Origin of the sequence: Aureimonas sp. Leaf427 (genome assembly GCF_001425485.1) — a bacterium.
Classification (GTDB): Bacteria; Pseudomonadota; Alphaproteobacteria; order Rhizobiales; family Rhizobiaceae; genus Plantimonas.
On the sequence record NZ_LMQW01000026.1, the window covers coordinates 1 to 18,143 of the forward strand.

The following is an 18,143-nucleotide window of genomic DNA, read 5'->3' on the forward strand; positions in this document are numbered from 1 at the left end:
CTCGCCGAAATACTTGGTGATCGCCGCCGTCAGGCTCGTCTTGCCGTGATCGACGTGACCGATCGTGCCGATGTTCACATGCGGCTTGTTGCGCTCGAATTTGCTCTTGGCCATCGTGGCACTCCGTTTGTCTGTCAGGGGCTCAGGGAGCCCAGTTCAATGGATCGCTGCGGTCAGAAGGAGTTCAAGCGAACTTCTTCTGGATCTCGTCGGCGACCTGGTTCGGAACCTGTTCGTAATGGTCGAAGGACATCGTGTACTGCGCGCGACCCTGGCTCATGGAGCGCAGCGTGTTCACGTAGCCGAACATGTTGGCCAGCGGGACCATGGCGTTGACGACCGTGGCGATGCCGCGGGTCTCCGTACCCTGGATCTGACCGCGACGCGAGTTCAGATCGCCGATGACGTCACCGACGTAATCCTCAGGCGTCACGACCTCGACCTTCATGATCGGCTCGAGAAGCTTCGGACCGGCCTTCTGGATGGCTTCGCGGAAACCGGCGCGGGCCGCGATCTCGAAGGCCAGAACCGAGGAGTCGACGTCGTGGTAGGCGCCGTCGATCAGTTCGGCCGAGATGTCGACCATCGGGAAGCCCGCCAGCGGACCGGAGGTCAGAACCGACTGGATGCCCTTCTGGACGCCCGGGACGTATTCCTTCGGAACCGAACCACCGACGATCTTGGACTCGAACTTGAAGCCCTCGCCCGCCTCGGAAGGCTTGAAGATCATCTTGACGCGAGCGAACTGGCCCGTGCCGCCCGTCTGCTTCTTGTGAGTGTAGTCCACTTCGGCCTGACGGGTGATCGTCTCGCGGTAGGCGACCTGCGGAGCGCCGACGTTCGCCTCAACCTTGTACTCGCGCTTCATGCGGTCGACGAGGATGTCGAGATGAAGTTCGCCCATGCCGGCGATGATCGTCTGGCCGGACTCTTCGTCCGTCTTGACGCGGAAGGACGGGTCCTCGGCGGCGAGACGGTTGAGCGCTAGGCCCATCTTCTCCTGGTCGCCCTTGGTCTTCGGCTCGATCGCGATCTCGATGACCGGCTCGGGGAATTCCATACGCTCAAGAATAACCGGCTTCAGCGGATCGCAAAGCGTGTCGCCCGTGGTGACTTCCTTGAGGCCGGCGAGAGCGACGATGTCGCCCGCATAGGCCTCTTCGATGTCTTCACGCGAGTTGGAGTGCATCTGGAGCATGCGTCCGATGCGCTCCTTCTTCTCCTTGACCGTGTTCTGCAGCGAGGTGCCCTTGGTGACCTTGCCCGAGTAGATGCGGCAGAACGTGAGCGAACCGACGAAGGGGTCGTTCATGATCTTGAAGGCCAGCATCGACAGCGGCTCTTCGTCCGAAGCGCGACGCTCGGTCTCGGTCTCGGTCTTCGGGTCGATGCCCTTGATGGCCGGAACTTCGATCGGGCTCGGCAGGAAGTCGACGACGCCGTCGAGCAGGGGCTGGACGCCCTTGTTCTTGAAGGCGGAGCCGCAGAAGATCGGCGTGAACCAGACGTCGCAGGTGCCCTTGCGGATCAGCTTGCGAAGCTTGTCGTTGTCGGGGAACTTGCCCTCGAGATAGTCTTCCATCGCCTGCTCGTCGACTTCGACGGCCAGCTCGATCATCTTCTCGCGGTACTCTTCGGCCTGGGCCTGCATGTCCGCGGGAATCTCGACGACGTCCCACTTCGCGCCGAGCGACTCGTCGCGCCAGATGAGCGCCTTCATCTCGATGAGGTCGATGACGCCCTTGAACTCGGTCTCGGCGCCGATCGGCAGCTGCACGACGATCGCGCGGGCACCGAGACGGGTCTTGACCATCTCGACGCAGCGGAAGAAGTCGGCACCGGTCTTGTCCATCTTGTTGACGAACATCATGCGCGGGACGTTGTACTTGTCGGCCTGGCGCCAGACGGTCTCGGTCTGCGGCTCGACGCCGGCATTGGCATCGAGGAGCGCGATCGCACCGTCGAGGACGCGCAGCGAGCGCTCGACTTCAATGGTAAAGTCGACGTGCCCGGGGGTGTCGATGATGTTGAAGCGGCGGGTCTTGCCGTCGCGGCCTTCCCAGTAGGTGGTCGTCGCGGCGGACGTGATCGTGATGCCGCGCTCCTGCTCCTGCTCCATCCAGTCCATGGTAGCGGCGCCGTCGTGCACTTCGCCGATCTTGTGGGACTTGCCGGTGTAGAAGAGAATCCGCTCGGTCGTCGTCGTCTTGCCCGCGTCGATGTGGGCCATGATGCCGAAGTTGCGGTAGTCCTCGATCTTATATTCGCGTGCCATGGGGCGGCGCCTTTCCTAAGCTTTGGATTACCAGCGGTAGTGCGAGAAGGCGCGGTTGGCTTCCGCCATCCGGTGCGTGTCTTCGCGCTTCTTAACCGCGGTGCCGCGGTTGTTCGCGGCGTCCATGAGCTCGCCAGAAAGGCGATCGACCATGGTCGTTTCGTTGCGGTTGCGGGCCGCGTTGATCAGCCAGCGGATCGCCAGAGCCTGACGGCGCTCGGGACGAACGTCGACCGGGACCTGATAGGTCGCACCACCGACGCGGCGCGAACGCACTTCGACGTGCGGCGCGATATTGTCGAGCGCCTGATGGAAGACCGCGACGGCCTCCTGGCGGGTCTTCTGCGTGACGGCATCGAAAGCGCCGTAGACGATCCGCTCTGCGACGGACTTCTTTCCGTCGTACATGACGGCGTTCATGAACTTCGTGACGACGAGATCACCGAACTTCGGGTCCGGGTTGATTTCGCGCTTCTCGGCACTGTGACGACGGGACATCTACTGCTCTCTCAAAATCAGGCGTCGGACGCGGCTTACTTCGGACGCTTCGCGCCGTACTTCGAACGGCGCTGCTTGCGGTCCTTGACGCCCTGCGTATCGAGCACACCGCGGATGATGTGGTAGCGAACGCCGGGAAGATCCTTCACGCGGCCGCCGCGGATCATGACCACGGAGTGCTCCTGAAGGTTATGACCCTCGCCGGGGATGTAGCCGATGACCTCGTAGCCATTGACGAGACGGACCTTGGCGACCTTACGCAGAGCCGAGTTCGGCTTCTTCGGCGTCGTCGTGTAGACGCGCGTGCAGACGCCGCGCTTCTGCGGGTTCGCTTCGAGGGCCGGCACCGTGTTGCGCTCGCTCGGGCGAACGCGGGGCTTCCGGATCAGCTGGTTGATGGTCGGCATTCCAACCTTACCTCTTTTTTCGAATCTCGGTTTCAAACGAGACGACGATGTCGGCCACAAGAACGGAACGTTCCCATGCGCGAAACCGGGCATTCGATCCGCCTTTCGGCGGACTGCCCGGAACTATGCAGAGGACCGATTTCTCAGTCATGCGGCCAGCAATGTATCGTCTCGTTGAACGAAGCCTTGTTTGAGGCGAAAGTCCCGGACGCGGCGTCCTTGGGAAAAACCAGCCTCACATCTGCTCTGTTGGGCGGTGTTTAACGTTTCGGTTCCCGGCAGTCAAGCGCCTTCGGCAAAGGACTTGCCGTAGGGCCGAGCCAAGAGAGCGACACCGCCGAAACGACGGATCGGGAGCCAGAACGGTCGCAAACGGACGGAAATCGGGTCTGGGAGCGACGTTGGCCGGCTCGTCCCGCAGATGGGGCCCTGAGAATCGGCAATCGGCAGGGGTTTCCGGCCGGGCGAAATCCGACGTCAGCCGATTCGCGACTCACCTGTAGCGAATCGGTGGGGTGCAGCGCAACCACCCTCCCCGCGATTTACCCTGGAATCAAAAACGGCCGCCCCGTTTCGGGGGCGGCCGTCAAGCTTCGATCAAGCGCGTCGGTTACTCGGCGGCGTTGGTCATGTCCGTCAGCATGCGGTCGGCACCGACGGCCGTCGCATTGGAGGTCTTGCGGCGATCCTCGATGATGAGGTCGTCGCGCGAGGTCGCGATGCGGCGAACCTGCGTCATCATTCCGCCCGTACCGGCCGGGATGAGGCGGCCGACGATGACGTTCTCCTTCAGGCCCTGCAGCGTGTCCGTCTTGCCGGCGACCGCCGCTTCCGTGAGGACGCGGGTGGTCTCCTGGAACGAAGCCGCCGAGATGAAGGACGGCGTCTGCAGCGAGGCCTTGGTGATGCCGAGCAGCACGGGCGTTCCGGAAGCCGGCTTCTTGCCCTCCTCCTCCAGACGCTCGTTCAACTCCGCCAGCTCGATCCGGTCGACATGGTCGCCCGGGATGTAGCCGCTGTCGCCGGACTCGATGATCTCGATCTTCTGCAGCATCTGGCGGACGATCACCTCGATGTGCTTGTCGTTGATCAACACACCCTGCAGACGATAGACCTCCTGGATCTCGTTCACGAGATAGGATGCCAGCGCCTCGACGCCCCGGATGGCCAGGATGTCGTGCGGAGCCGGATTGCCGTCGAGGATATAGTCGCCCTTCTCGATGATGTCGCCTTCCTGGAGATGGAACGGCTTGCCCTTCGGGATGAGATACTCCACCGGCTCGACGAGATCCTCGTGCGGCTCGATGATGATGCGGCGCTTGTTCTTGTAGTCGCGGCCGAACTTCACGGTGCCGTCGATCTCCGCAATGACCGCGTTGTCCTTCGGACGACGGGCTTCGAAGAGTTCGGCAACGCGCGGCAGACCGCCCGTGATGTCCTTCGTCTTGGCGCTTTCCATCGGAATACGCGAGAGCACGTCGCCCGCGCGGACCGTGGCACCCGGCTCGACCGACAGAATGGCGTCGACCGAGAGGAAGTAGCGGGCATCGGTGCCGCGCGCGAGCTTGGCGACCTGGCCGTCCTTCGTGCGGATGACGATGGCGGGCTTGAGGTCCTGGCCGCGCGGGCTGGCACGCCAGTCGATGACGGCGCGCTTGGTGATGCCCGTCGCCTCGTCGGCCTGCTCGGAGACCGAGAGGCCCTCGACCAGATCCTCGAACTCCACGACGCCTTCCAGTTCCGTGAGAACCGGACGGGTGTAGGGGTCCCACTCCGCGATACGCTGGCCGCGGCGAACCTGATCGCCGTCGTCCACCGAGATACGGCTACCGTAGGTGACGCGGTGCGACGCGCGCTCCTTGCCGGCCCCATCGAGGATGAGGATCGCCATGTTGCGGCCCATCGCCACCAGACGCCCGTCGGAGTCGCGAACCACGTTGCGGTTGCGGATCTGGACGGTGCCCTCGTAGGAGGCTTCCAGGAACGACTGATCGACGACCTGAGCCGTGCCGCCCATGTGGAAGGTGCGCATGGTCAGCTGCGTGCCGGGCTCGCCGATCGACTGAGCCGCGATGACGCCGACGGCCTCGCCCATGTTGACAGGCGTGCCGCGCGCCAGATCGCGTCCGTAGCAGATCGCGCAGATGCCGGTGCGAACCTCGCAGGTCAGCGCCGAGCGGATCTTCACGGACTGGATCGACGCCTTCTCGATGAGCTCGACATCGGGCTCCTCGATCGTGACGCCGCCCTTGACGATGACTTCGCCCGTCAGCGGATGGACGATGTCCTCGAGCGCGGTGCGGCCGAGCACGCGCTGGCCGATGGAAGCCACGACCTGACCGGCATCCACGATGGGCTGCATCGTCAGGCCGTTCTCGGTGCCGCAATCGGTCTGCGTGATGATGCAGTCCTGCGCCACGTCGACGAGACGACGCGTCAGGTAGCCCGAGTTGGCGGTCTTCAGAGCGGTGTCGGCCAGACCCTTACGGGCACCGTGGGTCGAGTTGAAGTACTCGAGAACGGTCAGGCCTTCCTTGAAGTTCGAGATGATCGGCGTCTCGATGATCTCGCCGGAGGGCTTGGTCATCAGGCCGCGCATGGCCGCCAGCTGGCGCATCTGGGTCGGAGACCCGCGCGCGCCGGAGTGCGACATCATGTAGATCGAGTTCATCGGCTTCTGCCGGCCCGTCGCCGGGTCGAACTCGATGGCCTTGATGCGGGCCATCATCTCGTCGGCGATCTTGTCCGTGCACTTGGCCCAGGCGTCGACGACCTTGTTGTACTTCTCGCCCTGAGTGATCAGGCCGTCATTGTACTGCTGCTCGAATTCCTTCGCGAGCGTCTGCGTCTCCTCGATCATCCGCGGCTTGGAATCGGGGATGAGCATGTCGTCCTTGCCGAACGAGATGCCGGCGGTGCAGGCATGCTTGAAGCCGAGCTGCATGATCCGGTCGCAGAAGATGACCGTGTCCTTCTGGCCGCAATGGCGGTAGACGGTGTCGATCATCTTCGAGATGTTCTTCTTCGTCATCAGCTCGTTGCAGATGTCGTAGGGAATCATGTGGTTCTTCGGCAGCAACTGGCCGATGAGCATGCGTCCGGGCGTCGTCTCGTAGATCTTCGAGACCGGCTTGCCCTCGGCATCGACGGTCTTGAAGCGGCCCTTGATCTTGGACGCGAGCGTCACCGCCTTGGTGAACAGCGCCTGCTCCAGCTCGCCGAAGTCCGAGAACACCATGCCCTGGCCGGGCTCGTTCTCGTTCATGATCGAGAGGTAGTAGAGGCCGAGGACCATGTCCTGCGAGGGCACGATGATCGGGAGACCGTTGGCCGGGTGCAGGATGTTGTTCGTCGACATCATGAGGACGCGCGCTTCGAGCTGCGCCTCGATGGACAGCGGAACGTGCACCGCCATCTGATCGCCGTCGAAGTCCGCGTTGAAGGCCGTGCAGACCAGCGGGTGAAGCTGGATCGCCTTGCCTTCGATCAGGATCGGCTCGAACGCCTGGATGCCGAGACGGTGCAGGGTCGGAGCGCGGTTCAGAAGAACCGGATGCTCGCGAATGACCTCGTCGAGGATGTCCCAGACCTCCGGACGCTCCTTCTCGACGAGCTTCTTGGCCTGCTTGACGGTCGAGGAGTAACCCTTGGCGTCGAGGCGGGCGTAGATGAACGGCTTGAAGAGCTCGAGCGCCATCTTCTTGGGCAGGCCGCACTGGTGCAGCTTCAGCTCGGGCCCGGTCACGATGACCGAACGGCCGGAATAGTCGACGCGCTTGCCGAGCAGGTTCTGGCGGAAGCGGCCCTGCTTGCCCTTCAGCATGTCGGAGAGCGACTTCAGCGGGCGCTTGTTGGCGCCCGTGATGACGCGGCCGCGGCGACCGTTGTCGAACAGCGCGTCGACCGCCTCCTGAAGCATGCGCTTCTCGTTGCGGATGATGATGCCGGGCGCCCGCAGCTCGATCAGCCGCTTCAGGCGGTTGTTGCGGTTGATGACGCGGCGGTAGAGGTCGTTCAGATCGGACGTGGCGAAGCGGCCGCCGTCCAGCGGGACGAGCGGACGCAGGTCCGGCGGGATCACCGGAACGACGCGCATGATCATCCACTCCGGCTTGTTGCCGGACTCGATGAAGTTCTCGACGATCTTGAGACGCTTCATGAGCTTCTTGGTCTTCAGCTCGGACGTCGTCTCGGAAAGCTCGACGCGAAGATCGCCGGCGATCTTCTCGAGCTCCATCGAAGCCAGAAGCTCCTGGATGGCCTCGGCGCCGATCAGCGCGGTGAAGCTGTCCTCGCCGTACTCGTCGACCGCGATCATGTACTCCTCTTCCGTCAGGAGCTGGTGCTCCTTCAGGGCGGTGAGACCGGGCTCGGTGACGATGTAGTTCTCGAAGTAAAGGACGCGCTCGATGTCCTTCAGCGTCATGTCGAGCAGCGTGCCGATGCGGCTCGGAAGCGACTTCAGGAACCAGATGTGGGCGACGGGCGCGGCCAGCTCGATATGGCCCATGCGCTCGCGGCGCACGCGCGAGAGCGTGACCTCGACGCCGCACTTCTCGCAGATGATGCCCTTGTACTTCATGCGCTTGTACTTGCCGCACAGGCACTCGTAGTCCTTGATGGGACCGAAGATGCGCGCGCAGAACAGGCCGTCGCGCTCGGGCTTGAACGTCCGGTAGTTGATGGTTTCCGGCTTCTTGATCTCGCCGAAGGACCAGGACAGAATCTTCTCGGGGCTCGCGAGCGAGATGCGGATCGAGTCGAAGGTCTGCGCCTGCACCTGAGGATTGAAAAGGTTCATGACCTCTTGGTTCATGGTGCTCTCCTCATGGGGCGTCAGCGCCCCGATTGCGCCGGACGGAACCGGCGACGGAATTTCTCAAAGGTAGAGCCGACGCCCCAAGAAGGGCGTCGGCATGGCAGCGATGGTCGATCGCCGCCGGACCAAGGGTCGCAGCCTTATTCGGCAGCGTCCGGCAGGGCTTCGAGGGCCGTCAGATCCACCGAGTTGGCGAGATCGACGTCGAGGCCGAGCGAGCGCATTTCCTTCACGAGAACGTTGAAGCTCTCCGGAATGCCCGATTCGAACGCATCGTCGCCGCGCACGATCGACTCGTAGACCTTGGTACGGCCCGCCACGTCGTCCGACTTCACCGTCAGCATTTCCTGCAGCGTGTAGGCGGCACCGTAGGCTTCGAGCGCCCAGACCTCCATCTCGCCGAAACGCTGTCCGCCGAACTGCGCCTTGCCGCCGAGCGGCTGCTGGGTGACCAGCGAGTACGGGCCGATCGAACGGGCGTGGATCTTGTCGTCCACCAGATGGTGCAGCTTCAGCATGTAGATGTAGCCGACCGTGACCTGACGGTCGAAGGACTCGCCCGTACGGCCGTCGTAGAGCGTGACCTGACCCGAACCGTTGAGCCCGGCCTTCTCCAGCATCTCGACGATGTCCGCCTCGACCGCGCCGTCGAAGACCGGCGTCGCGATGGAGACGCCGCGCTTCATCTGCTTGGCCAGCGTGATGACGGACGCGTCGTCGTAGTCCTTCACCCGCTCGTTGCGGTCGCTGTCGCCGAGCATGCCGGCGATCTCGTCGCGAAGCTGCGAGGCGTCGTGGCTCTGCTGATAGACCTCCAGCATCTCCCCGATCTTCCGGCCCATGCCCGCGCAGGCCCAGCCCAGATGGGTTTCCAGGATCTGTCCGACGTTCATGCGCGAGGGCACGCCCAGCGGGTTCAGAACGATGTCGACATGCGTGCCGTCCTCGTTGAACGGCATGTCCTCGACCGGCACGATGCGCGACACGACGCCCTTGTTGCCGTGGCGTCCGGCCATCTTGTCGCCCGGCTGGATCTTGCGCTTGACGGCGACGAAGACCTTGACCTGCTTCATGACGCCGGGCGGCAGTTCGTCGCCGCGCTGCACCTTCTCGACCTTGTCCATGAAGCGCCCTTCGAGCGTCTTCTTGGACTCGTCGTACTGGCCGCGAAGCGCTTCGAGTTCGCCCTGCACGCGCTCGTCCTCGACGGCGAACATCCACCACTGCGAGCGGGGATATTCGCGCATCAGGTCCGGCGTCACGTTGGCGCCCTTGCGGAAGCCCTTCGGCCCCGCGATGGCAACCTTGCCGTCGAGCATGTCGATGAGGCGGCCGTAGACGTTGCGGTCGAGGATCGCCTGCTCGTCGTCGCGATCCTTCGCGAGACGCTCGATCTCCTCGCGCTCGATCGCCATGGCGCGCTCGTCCTTCTCGACGCCGTGGCGGTTGAACACGCGGACCTCGACGACGGTGCCGTAGGTGCCGGGCGGCATGCGGTTCGACGTGTCGCGAACGTCCGAGGCCTTCTCGCCGAAGATGGCGCGCAGAAGCTTCTCCTCGGGCGTCATCGGGCTTTCGCCCTTCGGCGTGATCTTGCCGACGAGAATGTCGCCGGGAGCGACTTCCGCGCCGATATAGACGATGCCGGCTTCGTCGAGGTTCTTCAGCGCCTCTTCCGAAACGTTCGGAATGTCGCGCGTGATTTCCTCGGGTCCGAGCTTGGTGTCGCGCGCCATGACCTCGAATTCCTCGATGTGGATCGAGGTGAAGACGTCGTCGGCGACGATGCGCTCGGAGAGAAGGATCGAATCCTCGTAGTTGTAGCCGTTCCACGGCATGAACGCGACGAGCACGTTCCGGCCGAGCGCCAGATCGCCGAGATCGGTGGACGGGCCATCCGCGATGATGTCGCCCTTCTGCACCCGATCGCCCACCGCCACCAACGGACGCTGGTTGATGCAGGTGTTCTGGTTCGAGCGCTGGAACTTCATCAGACGGTAGATGTCGACGCCGGACTTTCCGGCCTCGAGGTCTTCCGTCGCGCGGATGACGACACGCGTCGCGTCGACCTGATCGACGACGCCGGTGCGGCGTGCGCCGATGGCGGCGCCGGAGTCGCGGGCGACGATCGGCTCCATGCCGGTGCCGACGAACGGCGCCTCGGCGCGCACCAGCGGCACGGCCTGACGCTGCATGTTCGAGCCCATGAGGGCGCGGTTCGCGTCGTCGTTCTCCAGGAACGGGATAAGCGCGGCGGCGACCGAGACGAGCTGCTTGGGCGAGACGTCCATGAGATCGACGTTCTCGCGCGGCGTCATGAACACGTCGCCGGAATGGCGGCAGATCACGAGCTCGTCCTCGAACGTCATCTCCTTGGTCAGCACCGCGTTCGCCTGCGCGACGTGGTGCTTGGCCTCTTCCATGGCGGAAAGGTAGACGACGTCCATCGTCACCTTGCCGTCCACGACCTTGCGGTACGGGCTCTCGATGAAGCCATACTTGTTGACGCGCGCGAAGGTCGCGAGCGAGTTGATGAGACCGATGTTCGGGCCTTCCGGCGTCTCGATCGGGCAGATGCGGCCGTAATGCGTCGGGTGCACGTCGCGCACTTCGAAGCCGGCGCGCTCGCGCGTCAGACCGCCGGGTCCAAGCGCCGAAAGACGACGCTTGTGGGTGATCTCCGACAGCGGGTTCGTCTGATCCATGAACTGCGAGAGCTGCGAGGAACCGAAGAACTCGCGCACGGCGGCGGCCGCCGGCTTGGCGTTGATCAGGTCCTGCGGCATGACCGTGTCGATTTCGACCGAGGACATGCGCTCCTTGATGGCGCGCTCCATGCGGAGCAGGCCGACGCGGTACTGGTTCTCCATGAGCTCGCCGACCGAGCGCACGCGGCGATTGCCGAGATTGTCGATGTCGTCGATCTCGCCCTTGCCGTCGCGCAGGTCGACCAGCGTCTTGACGACCGCGAGGATATCCTCCTTGCGCAGCACGCGCACGGTGTCCTCGGCGTCGACGTCGAGACGCATGTTCATCTTCACGCGGCCGACGGCCGAGAGGTCGTAGCGCTCGGCGTCGAAGAACAGCGAGTTGAACATGGCCTCGGCCGTGTCCATCGTCGGCGGCTCGCCCGGACGCATGACGCGGTAGATGTCGAACAGAGCGTCCTGACGACCCTCGTTCTTGTCGACCGCGAGCGTCGAGCGGATGTAGGCGCCGACCGTGACGTGGTCGATGTCGAGGACCTGGATGGTCTCGTGACCGCCGTCGATCAGGACCTTCAGCGTCTTCTCGTCGATCTCGTCGCCGGCCTCGAGATAGACCTCGCCCGTCTGGTAGTTGACGATGTCCTCGGCCAGATAGTTGCCGTAGAGGTCCTCCTCCGTGGCGCGAAGAGCGACGACGCCCTTCTCCTTCATCTGGCGCGCCTGACGGGCCGTGACCTTCTTGCCGGCCTCGACGAGCACTTCGCCGCTATCGGCGTCGACGAGATCGGTCACGGCCTTCTGGCCGCGCACGCGCTCGACCGAGAACGGCACGCGCCATCCGCCGTTCTTGTCCTTCTCGAACTGGATGATGTTGTAGAAGGTCGAGAGGATTTCCTCGCCGTCCATCCCGAGCGCCATGAGAAGGCTGGTCACGGGAATCTTGCGGCGACGATCGATGCGCGCGAAGACCACGTCCTTGGCGTCGAACTCGATGTCGAGCCAGGAACCGCGATACGGAATGACGCGCGCGGCGAAGAGCAGCTTGCCCGAGGAGTGGGACTTGCCCTTGTCGTGGTCGAAGAACACGCCGGGCGAGCGGTGCATCTGCGAGACGATGACGCGCTCGGTGCCGTTCACGATGAACGTGCCGTTCGAGGTCATGAGCGGCATGTCGCCCATGTAGACGTCCTGCTCCTTGATGTCCTTGATGGACTTGGAGCCGGTGTCGACGTCGATATCGAACACGATGAGGCGCAGCGTCACCTTGAGGGGCGCAGCGAAGGTCATGTCGCGCTGGCGGCACTCGTCCACGTCGAACTTCGGCGCTTCGAACTCGTACTTGACGAATTCGAGCATCGACTGCCCGGAGAAGTCGGAGATCGGGAACACGGACTTGAAGACGGCCTGCAGGCCCTCGTCGGGACGCCCGCCTTCCGGCTCCTTCACCATCAGGAACTGATCGTAGGAGGCCTTCTGGACCTCGATCAGGTTCGGCATCTCGGCGACCTCCGGGATCGACCCGAAGAACTTGCGCACTCGCCTGCGACCGCTAAACGTCGTCGTCTGAGACATCGTCGCTCCTTCAATGACTGCGCCCTCGACCGCAGGGCAGAAAACTCTGAACGCCGCCTCTCCTTCGAGGGAGAGGCCCGCCCGGCGCCGCGCGAAGGCGGTAGTGCCGGGGGCATCGACTGTTGGTTGGACCGCCGGCCGGTCCGAGTCTTCGCGCGGCCCGAAGGCCGCGGGAGCACCCGCACGTCTGGCCGAACGCCTCTGCTCGTCGTCTCGACCGGACCGCCCTCAGGCCGTCCCGTCGCATAGGCTCCACCCGGAGCACGGAAAGCGGAACGGCATTTCGCCGTCCCGCTCGCCTGTCATCAGGAGCAATCGTGGGCCAAGGCCCGCGATTACTTGACTTCGACCTTGGCGCCAGCCTTCTCGAGCTGGTCCTTGATCTTGGCGGCTTCGTCCTTGTTGACGCCTTCCTTGACGGGCTTGGGAGCGCCGTCGACCAGATCCTTGGCTTCCTTCAGGCCGAGCGCGGTGATCGCACGGACTTCCTTGATGACGTTGATCTTCTGAGCGCCGGCATCGAGGAGGATGACGTCGAACTCGGTCTTCTCTTCGACTTCGGCAACGGCCGCGCCGCCGCCCGAAGCGGCAGCCGCGACGGGAGCAGCAGCCGAAACGCCCCACTTCTCTTCGAGCAGCTTGGACAGCTCGGCAGCCTCGAGGACGGTGAGGCTCGACAGGTCTTCAACGATCTTGGCCAGATCAGCCATGGTAATATTCCTTCAGGTTCGAATGTTGATTGATGCAGCGAGGAACCAGCCTCACGCCGCCTCGTCTTTCCTGGCATATGCCCCGAACACGCGGGCCAGCTGCGCCGCAGGCGCAGCCACGACGGCCGCGATGCGTGTGGCGGGCGTCTGGATCATGCCCACCAACTTGGCGCGCAGTTCGTCCAGCGAAGGCAGCGAGGCAAGAGCCTTCACGCCTTCCGCGTCGAGAACGGTCGTTCCCATCGATCCGCCGAGGATGACGAGCTTGTCGTTCCCCTTGGCGTAATCGTTGGCGACCTTCGGTGCCGCGATCGGGTCGGTCGAATAGGCGACCAACGTCTGTCCTTCGAAAAGTCCAGCGATCTGTGCGGCGTCCGTGCCTTGAAGGGCGATTTTGGCGAGACGGTTCTTCGCGACTTTGACGGTGGCTCCCTGCGCGCGCATCTTTGAACGAAGATCGTTCATCTGCGCGACAGTGAGACCGGCATAGCGAGCCACCACGATCGCGCCCGAGCCCTTGAAGGTCTCGTGGAGCTCCGTGACGAATTCGCGCTTTTCCGCTCTTTCCACAGCCTCTCTCCAATTGGGCGACCTTCCCGAAGGACGACCGCCGGTTGCCTTTTGCCGCTCGGGGATGAACCCGCGCGACGCTCGAGGAATCCTGTCCCCCTGGCTTATCGCTGCGATCCCGAAGGAGCGAACGAGCGGCACAAGGCATTCGGAGGTTCGAACCGAAGCCCGGATGCGAACACCCGGGATATCCAGCACAATCCCCGTCTATTGCAGGCTTTCCACGATTAAGAGGCGAAGGCCGGAGCCCTCGCATCGCCTGCAGTCTCGGACAGGTCGAGAAACCTTGCGGTCCCTCTTGCGCCGGGGCGCGAGGCCCCGGAACATCGTCGCGGCGGCGCCCCGAAGGGCACCGCCGAAGTCTTGCGGCTCGTCCGGCCTTAAGCCGTGAGGCTCGCGAGCTCGATCTTGACGCCCGGGCCCATCGTCGACGTCACGGCGACGCGCTGAACGTAGTTGCCCTTGGCGCCCGTCGGCTTGGCGCGGGTGACCGCATCCGCGAAGGCGCGGATGTTTTCGGCCAGCGCCTGGACGTCGAAGCTCGCCTTGCCGACGCCGGCATGGACGATACCGGCCTTCTCGACGCGGAACTCGACGGCGCCGCCCTTGGACGCCTTGACGGCGCCGGCGACATCCGGGGTCACGGTGCCGACCTTGGGGTTCGGCATCAGTCCGCGCGGGCCGAGAACCTTGCCGAGACGGCCGACGAGCGGCATCATGTCGGGGGTCGCGATGGCGCGGTCGAAGTCGATCGTGCCGCCCTGGACGAGCTCGACGAGCTCTTCGGCACCGACGATATCCGCACCGGCGGCGCGGGCTTCGTCGGCCTTGGCGCCGCGCGCGAAGACGGCGACGCGGACGGTACGGCCCGTGCCGTTCGGAAGGTTCACCACGCCGCGAACCATCTGGTCCGCATGGCGGGGATCGACGCCGAGATTCATGGCGACTTCGATCGTCTCGTCGAACTTCGCCGTCGCCCGCTCCTTGAGGAGGTTCAGGGCGTCGGTCAGAGCGTAGAGCTTCTCGCGGTCGATGCCCTCACGGGCCTTGGTGATGCGCTTGCCAGCCTTTGCCATCGTCTCAGCCCACCACTTCCAGGCCCATCGAACGGGCAGAACCTTCGATCATCAGCATGGCCGAATCGACGTCGTTTGCGTTGAGGTCCTTGAGCTTGGCCTCCGCGATTTCGCGGACCTGGCTGCGCGTGACCTTGCCGGCATTGATCTTGCCGGGCTCCTTCGAGCCGGCGGTGAGGCCGGCGGCCTTCTTGAGGAAGTAGCTGACCGGCGGGGTCTTCATCACGAAGGTGAACGACTTGTCCACGTAGTAGGTGATGACGACCGGGACGGGCGAGCCCTTCTCGAGTTCCTGCGTCTGCGCGTTGAACGCTTTGCAGAATTCCATGATGTTGATGCCGCGCTGACCGAGCGCGGGGCCGATCGGCGGCGAGGGCGTGGCGGAGGCCGCCTTGACCTGCAGCTTCAGCTGGCCTGCAATTTTCTTAGCCATTCGTGTCTGCCTTCATCGTTGCGCCATCCCTGCCCTTTCGGACCGGACGGCTTCGGCCGCTCTGCGGCTCGTTGCAGGTGCGCGGTGCGGCCCTCGACCCGGTCGGCTGAACCGGAAGACCTCCCGCGCGGGGTTGGGAGCCCAAGGCTCCCGCAGGGCCGCTCCAGGCGGCCGCCGCCTCGATCAGACCTTTTCGACCTGACCGAATTCGAGATCCACAGGCGTCGCGCGCCCGAAGATCGAAACTTCCACCTTGAGACGCGCCCGCTCGGCGTCGACCTCTTGGACGATGCCGTTGAACGAGGCGAACGGACCGTCCGAAACGCGGACGCTCTCGCCGACGTCGAAGAGGATCGTCGGCTTCGGCCGCTCGACGCCGTCCTGAACCTGCATCAGGATCTGGTTCGCCTCGCTCTCCGAGATCGGAACCGGACGGTTGTCGGGGCCGAGGAAGCCCGTGACCTTCGGCGTGTTCTTGATCATCGAGAAGACGGCATCCGTCAGCTCGGCCTTCACGAGGACGTAGCCCGGGAAGAACTTGCGCTCGGAATCAACCTTACGTCCGCGGCGAACCTCCACGACCTTCTCGGTCGGAACGAGAATCTTCTCGAACTTGTCGGACAGACCCTTCTGCCGGGCCTGCTCCTCGATCGACTCGGCGACCTTCTTCTCGAAATTCGAATACGCGTGAACGATGTACCAACGGGCAGCCATGTTGTGATCTTCCGTCTATGTCGTTCAGAAACCGCCGCCCTGGATCAGGTTCATCAGGAACCCGATCAGGAAGTCGGCCGTGAAAAAGAAGATCGACGCAAAGACCACCATGACGAGAACCATGATCGTCGAGATCATAGTTTCGCGGCGGGACGGCCAGGTGACCTTGGCGGTCTCGGCGCGCACCTCCTGGAGGAACGTAAACGGATTGGACTTCGATGCCATCAAATGCTCACGGCAATAGGCGCGTTGGAGACTGGTACACAGCCTCACGCGCCCGGTGTCTGTTAATGGCTACATAAAGAAACGATGACTGATTCACAAGCCCCGTCAAACGTCAATCTCGGGCTGTCGTTTTCTTTTCCAGGGGATCACGTGGAAAGTGATGAAACCGGCTCTAAAGGCGGTTTTGGCAGGGGCAGTAGGGCTCGAACCTACGGCCTGCGGTTTTGGAGACCGCCGCTCTACCAGCTGAGCTATACCCCTTCGCCTGGACGAGACCGCAATAATCGCTGACGCCGGAATTGGCAAGCCCGAAGGATCGATTCCTCTCAACTCTCCTTGGCCGTCCCTGCCTCCGCCGCCCGCGCCTCGGCCAGTTTCGCCTTGCGCGTCTTCGGCTTGAGGCGTCGCAGCAGCGTATCGATGCGGGCGGGAAACCGCGTCAGGGAGAACAGGCGGTCGATCGCGACATTGGCCTGCTCCAGCCGTTCCGACAGGACGTCCGCCGCCACGAGCGAGACGTCGGAGGCATCGATGCCTGGGAAACGGCGCGCGATGCGGTCGAGCGGAAGGGCATCCGCCCCGCCGCCGACCGCGTGAAGCTTGCCGGCTCGCAGCAGAAGGCGCTGGACGATCTGTTCGGTCGTCCAGTCATGGACGTGGAACACCTTCCACTGCGTGCTCCGCTTGGCCGTGAATCCCGCCAGATGAACCCGCGAGGAGAGCCCCTGCTCCGTCAGCCAGACTGCGAGCGCGAAGCCGCTGCTCGGCACATGCCGCGCCGAATAAAAATCGGCGAAATGGTCGGCGAGATCGAGAAACCCGACGGCCCGCTCGCCGAACTCCCGCCGCTCGCTGAACCGCTCGACGGGCGCGACACGAAGATTGAGGATGCCCCGGAAGCCCGGCTCCGCCAGAAGCCTCACGACGTCCTCGACCTCGCGCCGATAGACGATATTGGCACCGGCCTCGCTGGAGCGCGCGACGAGGATCGAAGGCCGAACAAAAGCTTGATCGAGAACCTTATAGACCTTGTTGAAGAAGACGAAGAGCGTTTTCTCCCCGAACCGACGATCGAGATCCGCGATATCGACGGCATCGCTGTTGGCGACGAGAACGATGTCGTCGAACGCGCCGAAGAAAGCGGACCACCCGCCCAGCCCGGTTCCGAGTTCGCTCGTCGAAGCCATGCCGGTTCAGACCTTCTCGACCGTCGCGCGCTGCTGGACATGCAGCATCCGCTCGCGCATGGCGAACCATTCGTCGGCATAGTCGTCGCCGCGATACTCGTCGAAATAGGGCCCGCCATCCGTGAAGTGGACGTTCTTCGCCGCAGGGTCGTGGTCGTATTCGTTGACGAGCCAGTTCCAGCCGGCCGGCAGGGCGCCGATCAGCGCATCGCCCGCCAGCCACTTGAACTGGTGCAGTTCCAGGCCGCTGGCATTGTTGACGAAATCGGGCGTCAGGGAGCGGCACTTGTCGTTGTTGAACAGGAGAACGCTCGACCAGTTCTTCTTCTCGTACTTGGTCTGCGTCTGGCCGAGGAATTTGGTCTCGACCTTCGGCTGGTAGTCGTGCTGCACGCACATGACGGCATAGCGATCGTCGCGCAGCGCCCAAAGCTCAGCGATGTCGGCGCGCATCAGCATGTCGCAATCCATGAAGAGGCTCCAGCCCTCGAAGCCGCTGAGATAGGGAACGAGGAAGCGGGAGAACGAAAACTCCGTCGATTGCAGGGCGTTGCGCTCGCGGGTGAAGGTGCTTTCGAGATGTCCGAGCACGATCGGCGACAGAGCCACCGGCATCGTCGCGTGCTCGATGATGCTCTGCGCGAGCACGTGATAGGCGACCACCTCCTTGGTATCGAAGCCGATGAAGATGCGCGCGATGTCGGCGGTCATGTGGAAATCCCTCGATTCGTCCGGCCGATGCTCTAATCGCCGGGTCGGCGGCCGACAAGGAAGAACGTCTCCAATGTGGGCGCCGCAAACGAAGACGGGCCCCGAAGGGCCCGTCCGCAGTCTCGATATCGGTGTCGAGCTTACTCGACGATGGAGCTCACGATGCCGGCGCCGACGGTGCGGCCGCCTTCGCGGATGGCGAAGCGCAGCTTCTCTTCCATCGCGATCGGCACGATCA

14 protein-coding genes, 1 tRNA gene and 1 pseudogene are annotated in these 18,143 nt (G+C 63.8%); all 16 read right to left on the reverse strand.

Annotated elements, in window-relative coordinates; genetic code table 11:
• The coding region (locus ASG62_RS25695) for a GTP-binding protein (RefSeq protein ID WP_156382127.1) at positions 1 to 114 on the reverse strand (114 nt) is incomplete at its 3' end.
• Positions 115 to 184: 70 nt separating this feature from the next.
• Entirely contained in the window at positions 185 to 2,275 is a 2,091-nt protein-coding gene (gene fusA, locus ASG62_RS15625) for an elongation factor G (protein WP_056698868.1), read from the reverse strand.
• 27 nt (positions 2,276 to 2,302) lie between these two features.
• Positions 2,303 to 2,773 carry a 30S ribosomal protein S7 gene (gene rpsG / locus ASG62_RS15630; RefSeq protein ID WP_056698870.1) on the reverse strand — a complete coding sequence of 157 codons (471 nt, stop codon included), beginning with the start codon at positions 2,771 to 2,773 and terminating at the stop codon, positions 2,303 to 2,305.
• Between the two features lie 35 nt (positions 2,774 to 2,808).
• Positions 2,809 to 3,180 carry a 30S ribosomal protein S12 gene (rpsL, locus tag ASG62_RS15635; protein WP_056698872.1) on the reverse strand — a complete coding sequence of 124 codons (372 nt, stop codon included), beginning with the start codon at positions 3,178 to 3,180 and terminating at the stop codon, positions 2,809 to 2,811.
• 610 nt (positions 3,181 to 3,790) lie between these two features.
• Positions 3,791 to 7,996 (reverse strand): DNA-directed RNA polymerase subunit beta', encoded by a 4,206-nt coding sequence (gene rpoC, locus ASG62_RS15640; protein WP_056698875.1) that lies wholly within the window; start codon positions 7,994 to 7,996, stop codon positions 3,791 to 3,793.
• Positions 7,997 to 8,139: 143 nt separating this feature from the next.
• Positions 8,140 to 12,279 carry a DNA-directed RNA polymerase subunit beta gene (gene rpoB, locus ASG62_RS15645; RefSeq protein ID WP_056698879.1) on the reverse strand — a complete coding sequence of 1,380 codons (4,140 nt, stop codon included), beginning with the start codon at positions 12,277 to 12,279 and terminating at the stop codon, positions 8,140 to 8,142.
• Positions 12,280 to 12,614: 335 nt separating this feature from the next.
• On the reverse strand, positions 12,615 to 12,989 hold the full coding sequence (rplL, locus tag ASG62_RS15650; RefSeq protein ID WP_056698882.1) for a 50S ribosomal protein L7/L12: 375 nt from the start codon (positions 12,987 to 12,989) through the stop codon (positions 12,615 to 12,617).
• 51 nt (positions 12,990 to 13,040) lie between these two features.
• On the reverse strand, positions 13,041 to 13,559 hold the full coding sequence (gene rplJ / locus ASG62_RS15655; protein ID WP_056698885.1) for a 50S ribosomal protein L10: 519 nt from the start codon (positions 13,557 to 13,559) through the stop codon (positions 13,041 to 13,043).
• 380 nt (positions 13,560 to 13,939) lie between these two features.
• Complete coding sequence (gene rplA, locus ASG62_RS15660) at positions 13,940 to 14,635, reverse strand: 50S ribosomal protein L1 (protein ID WP_056698888.1); 696 nt, start codon at positions 14,633 to 14,635, stop codon at positions 13,940 to 13,942.
• 4 nt (positions 14,636 to 14,639) lie between these two features.
• Entirely contained in the window at positions 14,640 to 15,068 is a 429-nt protein-coding gene (gene rplK / locus ASG62_RS15665) for a 50S ribosomal protein L11 (RefSeq protein WP_056698891.1), read from the reverse strand.
• A 183-nt stretch (positions 15,069 to 15,251) separates the two neighbouring features.
• A complete protein-coding gene (gene nusG / locus ASG62_RS15670) occupies positions 15,252 to 15,782 on the reverse strand; it encodes a transcription termination/antitermination protein NusG (RefSeq protein ID WP_056698892.1) in 531 nt (176 codons plus the stop codon).
• Between the two features lie 24 nt (positions 15,783 to 15,806).
• The gene (gene secE / locus ASG62_RS15675; RefSeq protein ID WP_056698895.1) at positions 15,807 to 16,007 is read right to left on the reverse strand and encodes a preprotein translocase subunit SecE; all 201 of its coding nucleotides are present in this window, start codon (positions 16,005 to 16,007) and stop codon (positions 15,807 to 15,809) included.
• A 185-nt stretch (positions 16,008 to 16,192) separates the two neighbouring features.
• A tRNA-Trp gene (locus tag ASG62_RS15680) sits at positions 16,193 to 16,268 on the reverse strand.
• A 65-nt stretch (positions 16,269 to 16,333) separates the two neighbouring features.
• Positions 16,334 to 17,194, reverse strand: a complete 861-nt coding sequence (locus tag ASG62_RS15685) for a hypothetical protein (RefSeq protein WP_056698898.1) — start codon at positions 17,192 to 17,194, stop codon at positions 16,334 to 16,336.
• A gap of 6 nt (positions 17,195 to 17,200) precedes the next feature.
• Positions 17,201 to 17,905 carry a hypothetical protein gene (locus tag ASG62_RS15690; protein WP_056698904.1) on the reverse strand — a complete coding sequence of 235 codons (705 nt, stop codon included), beginning with the start codon at positions 17,903 to 17,905 and terminating at the stop codon, positions 17,201 to 17,203.
• Between the two features lie 140 nt (positions 17,906 to 18,045).
• Positions 18,046 to 18,143 (reverse strand): annotated as a pseudogene (locus ASG62_RS25700) (elongation factor Tu); the annotation flags it as partial.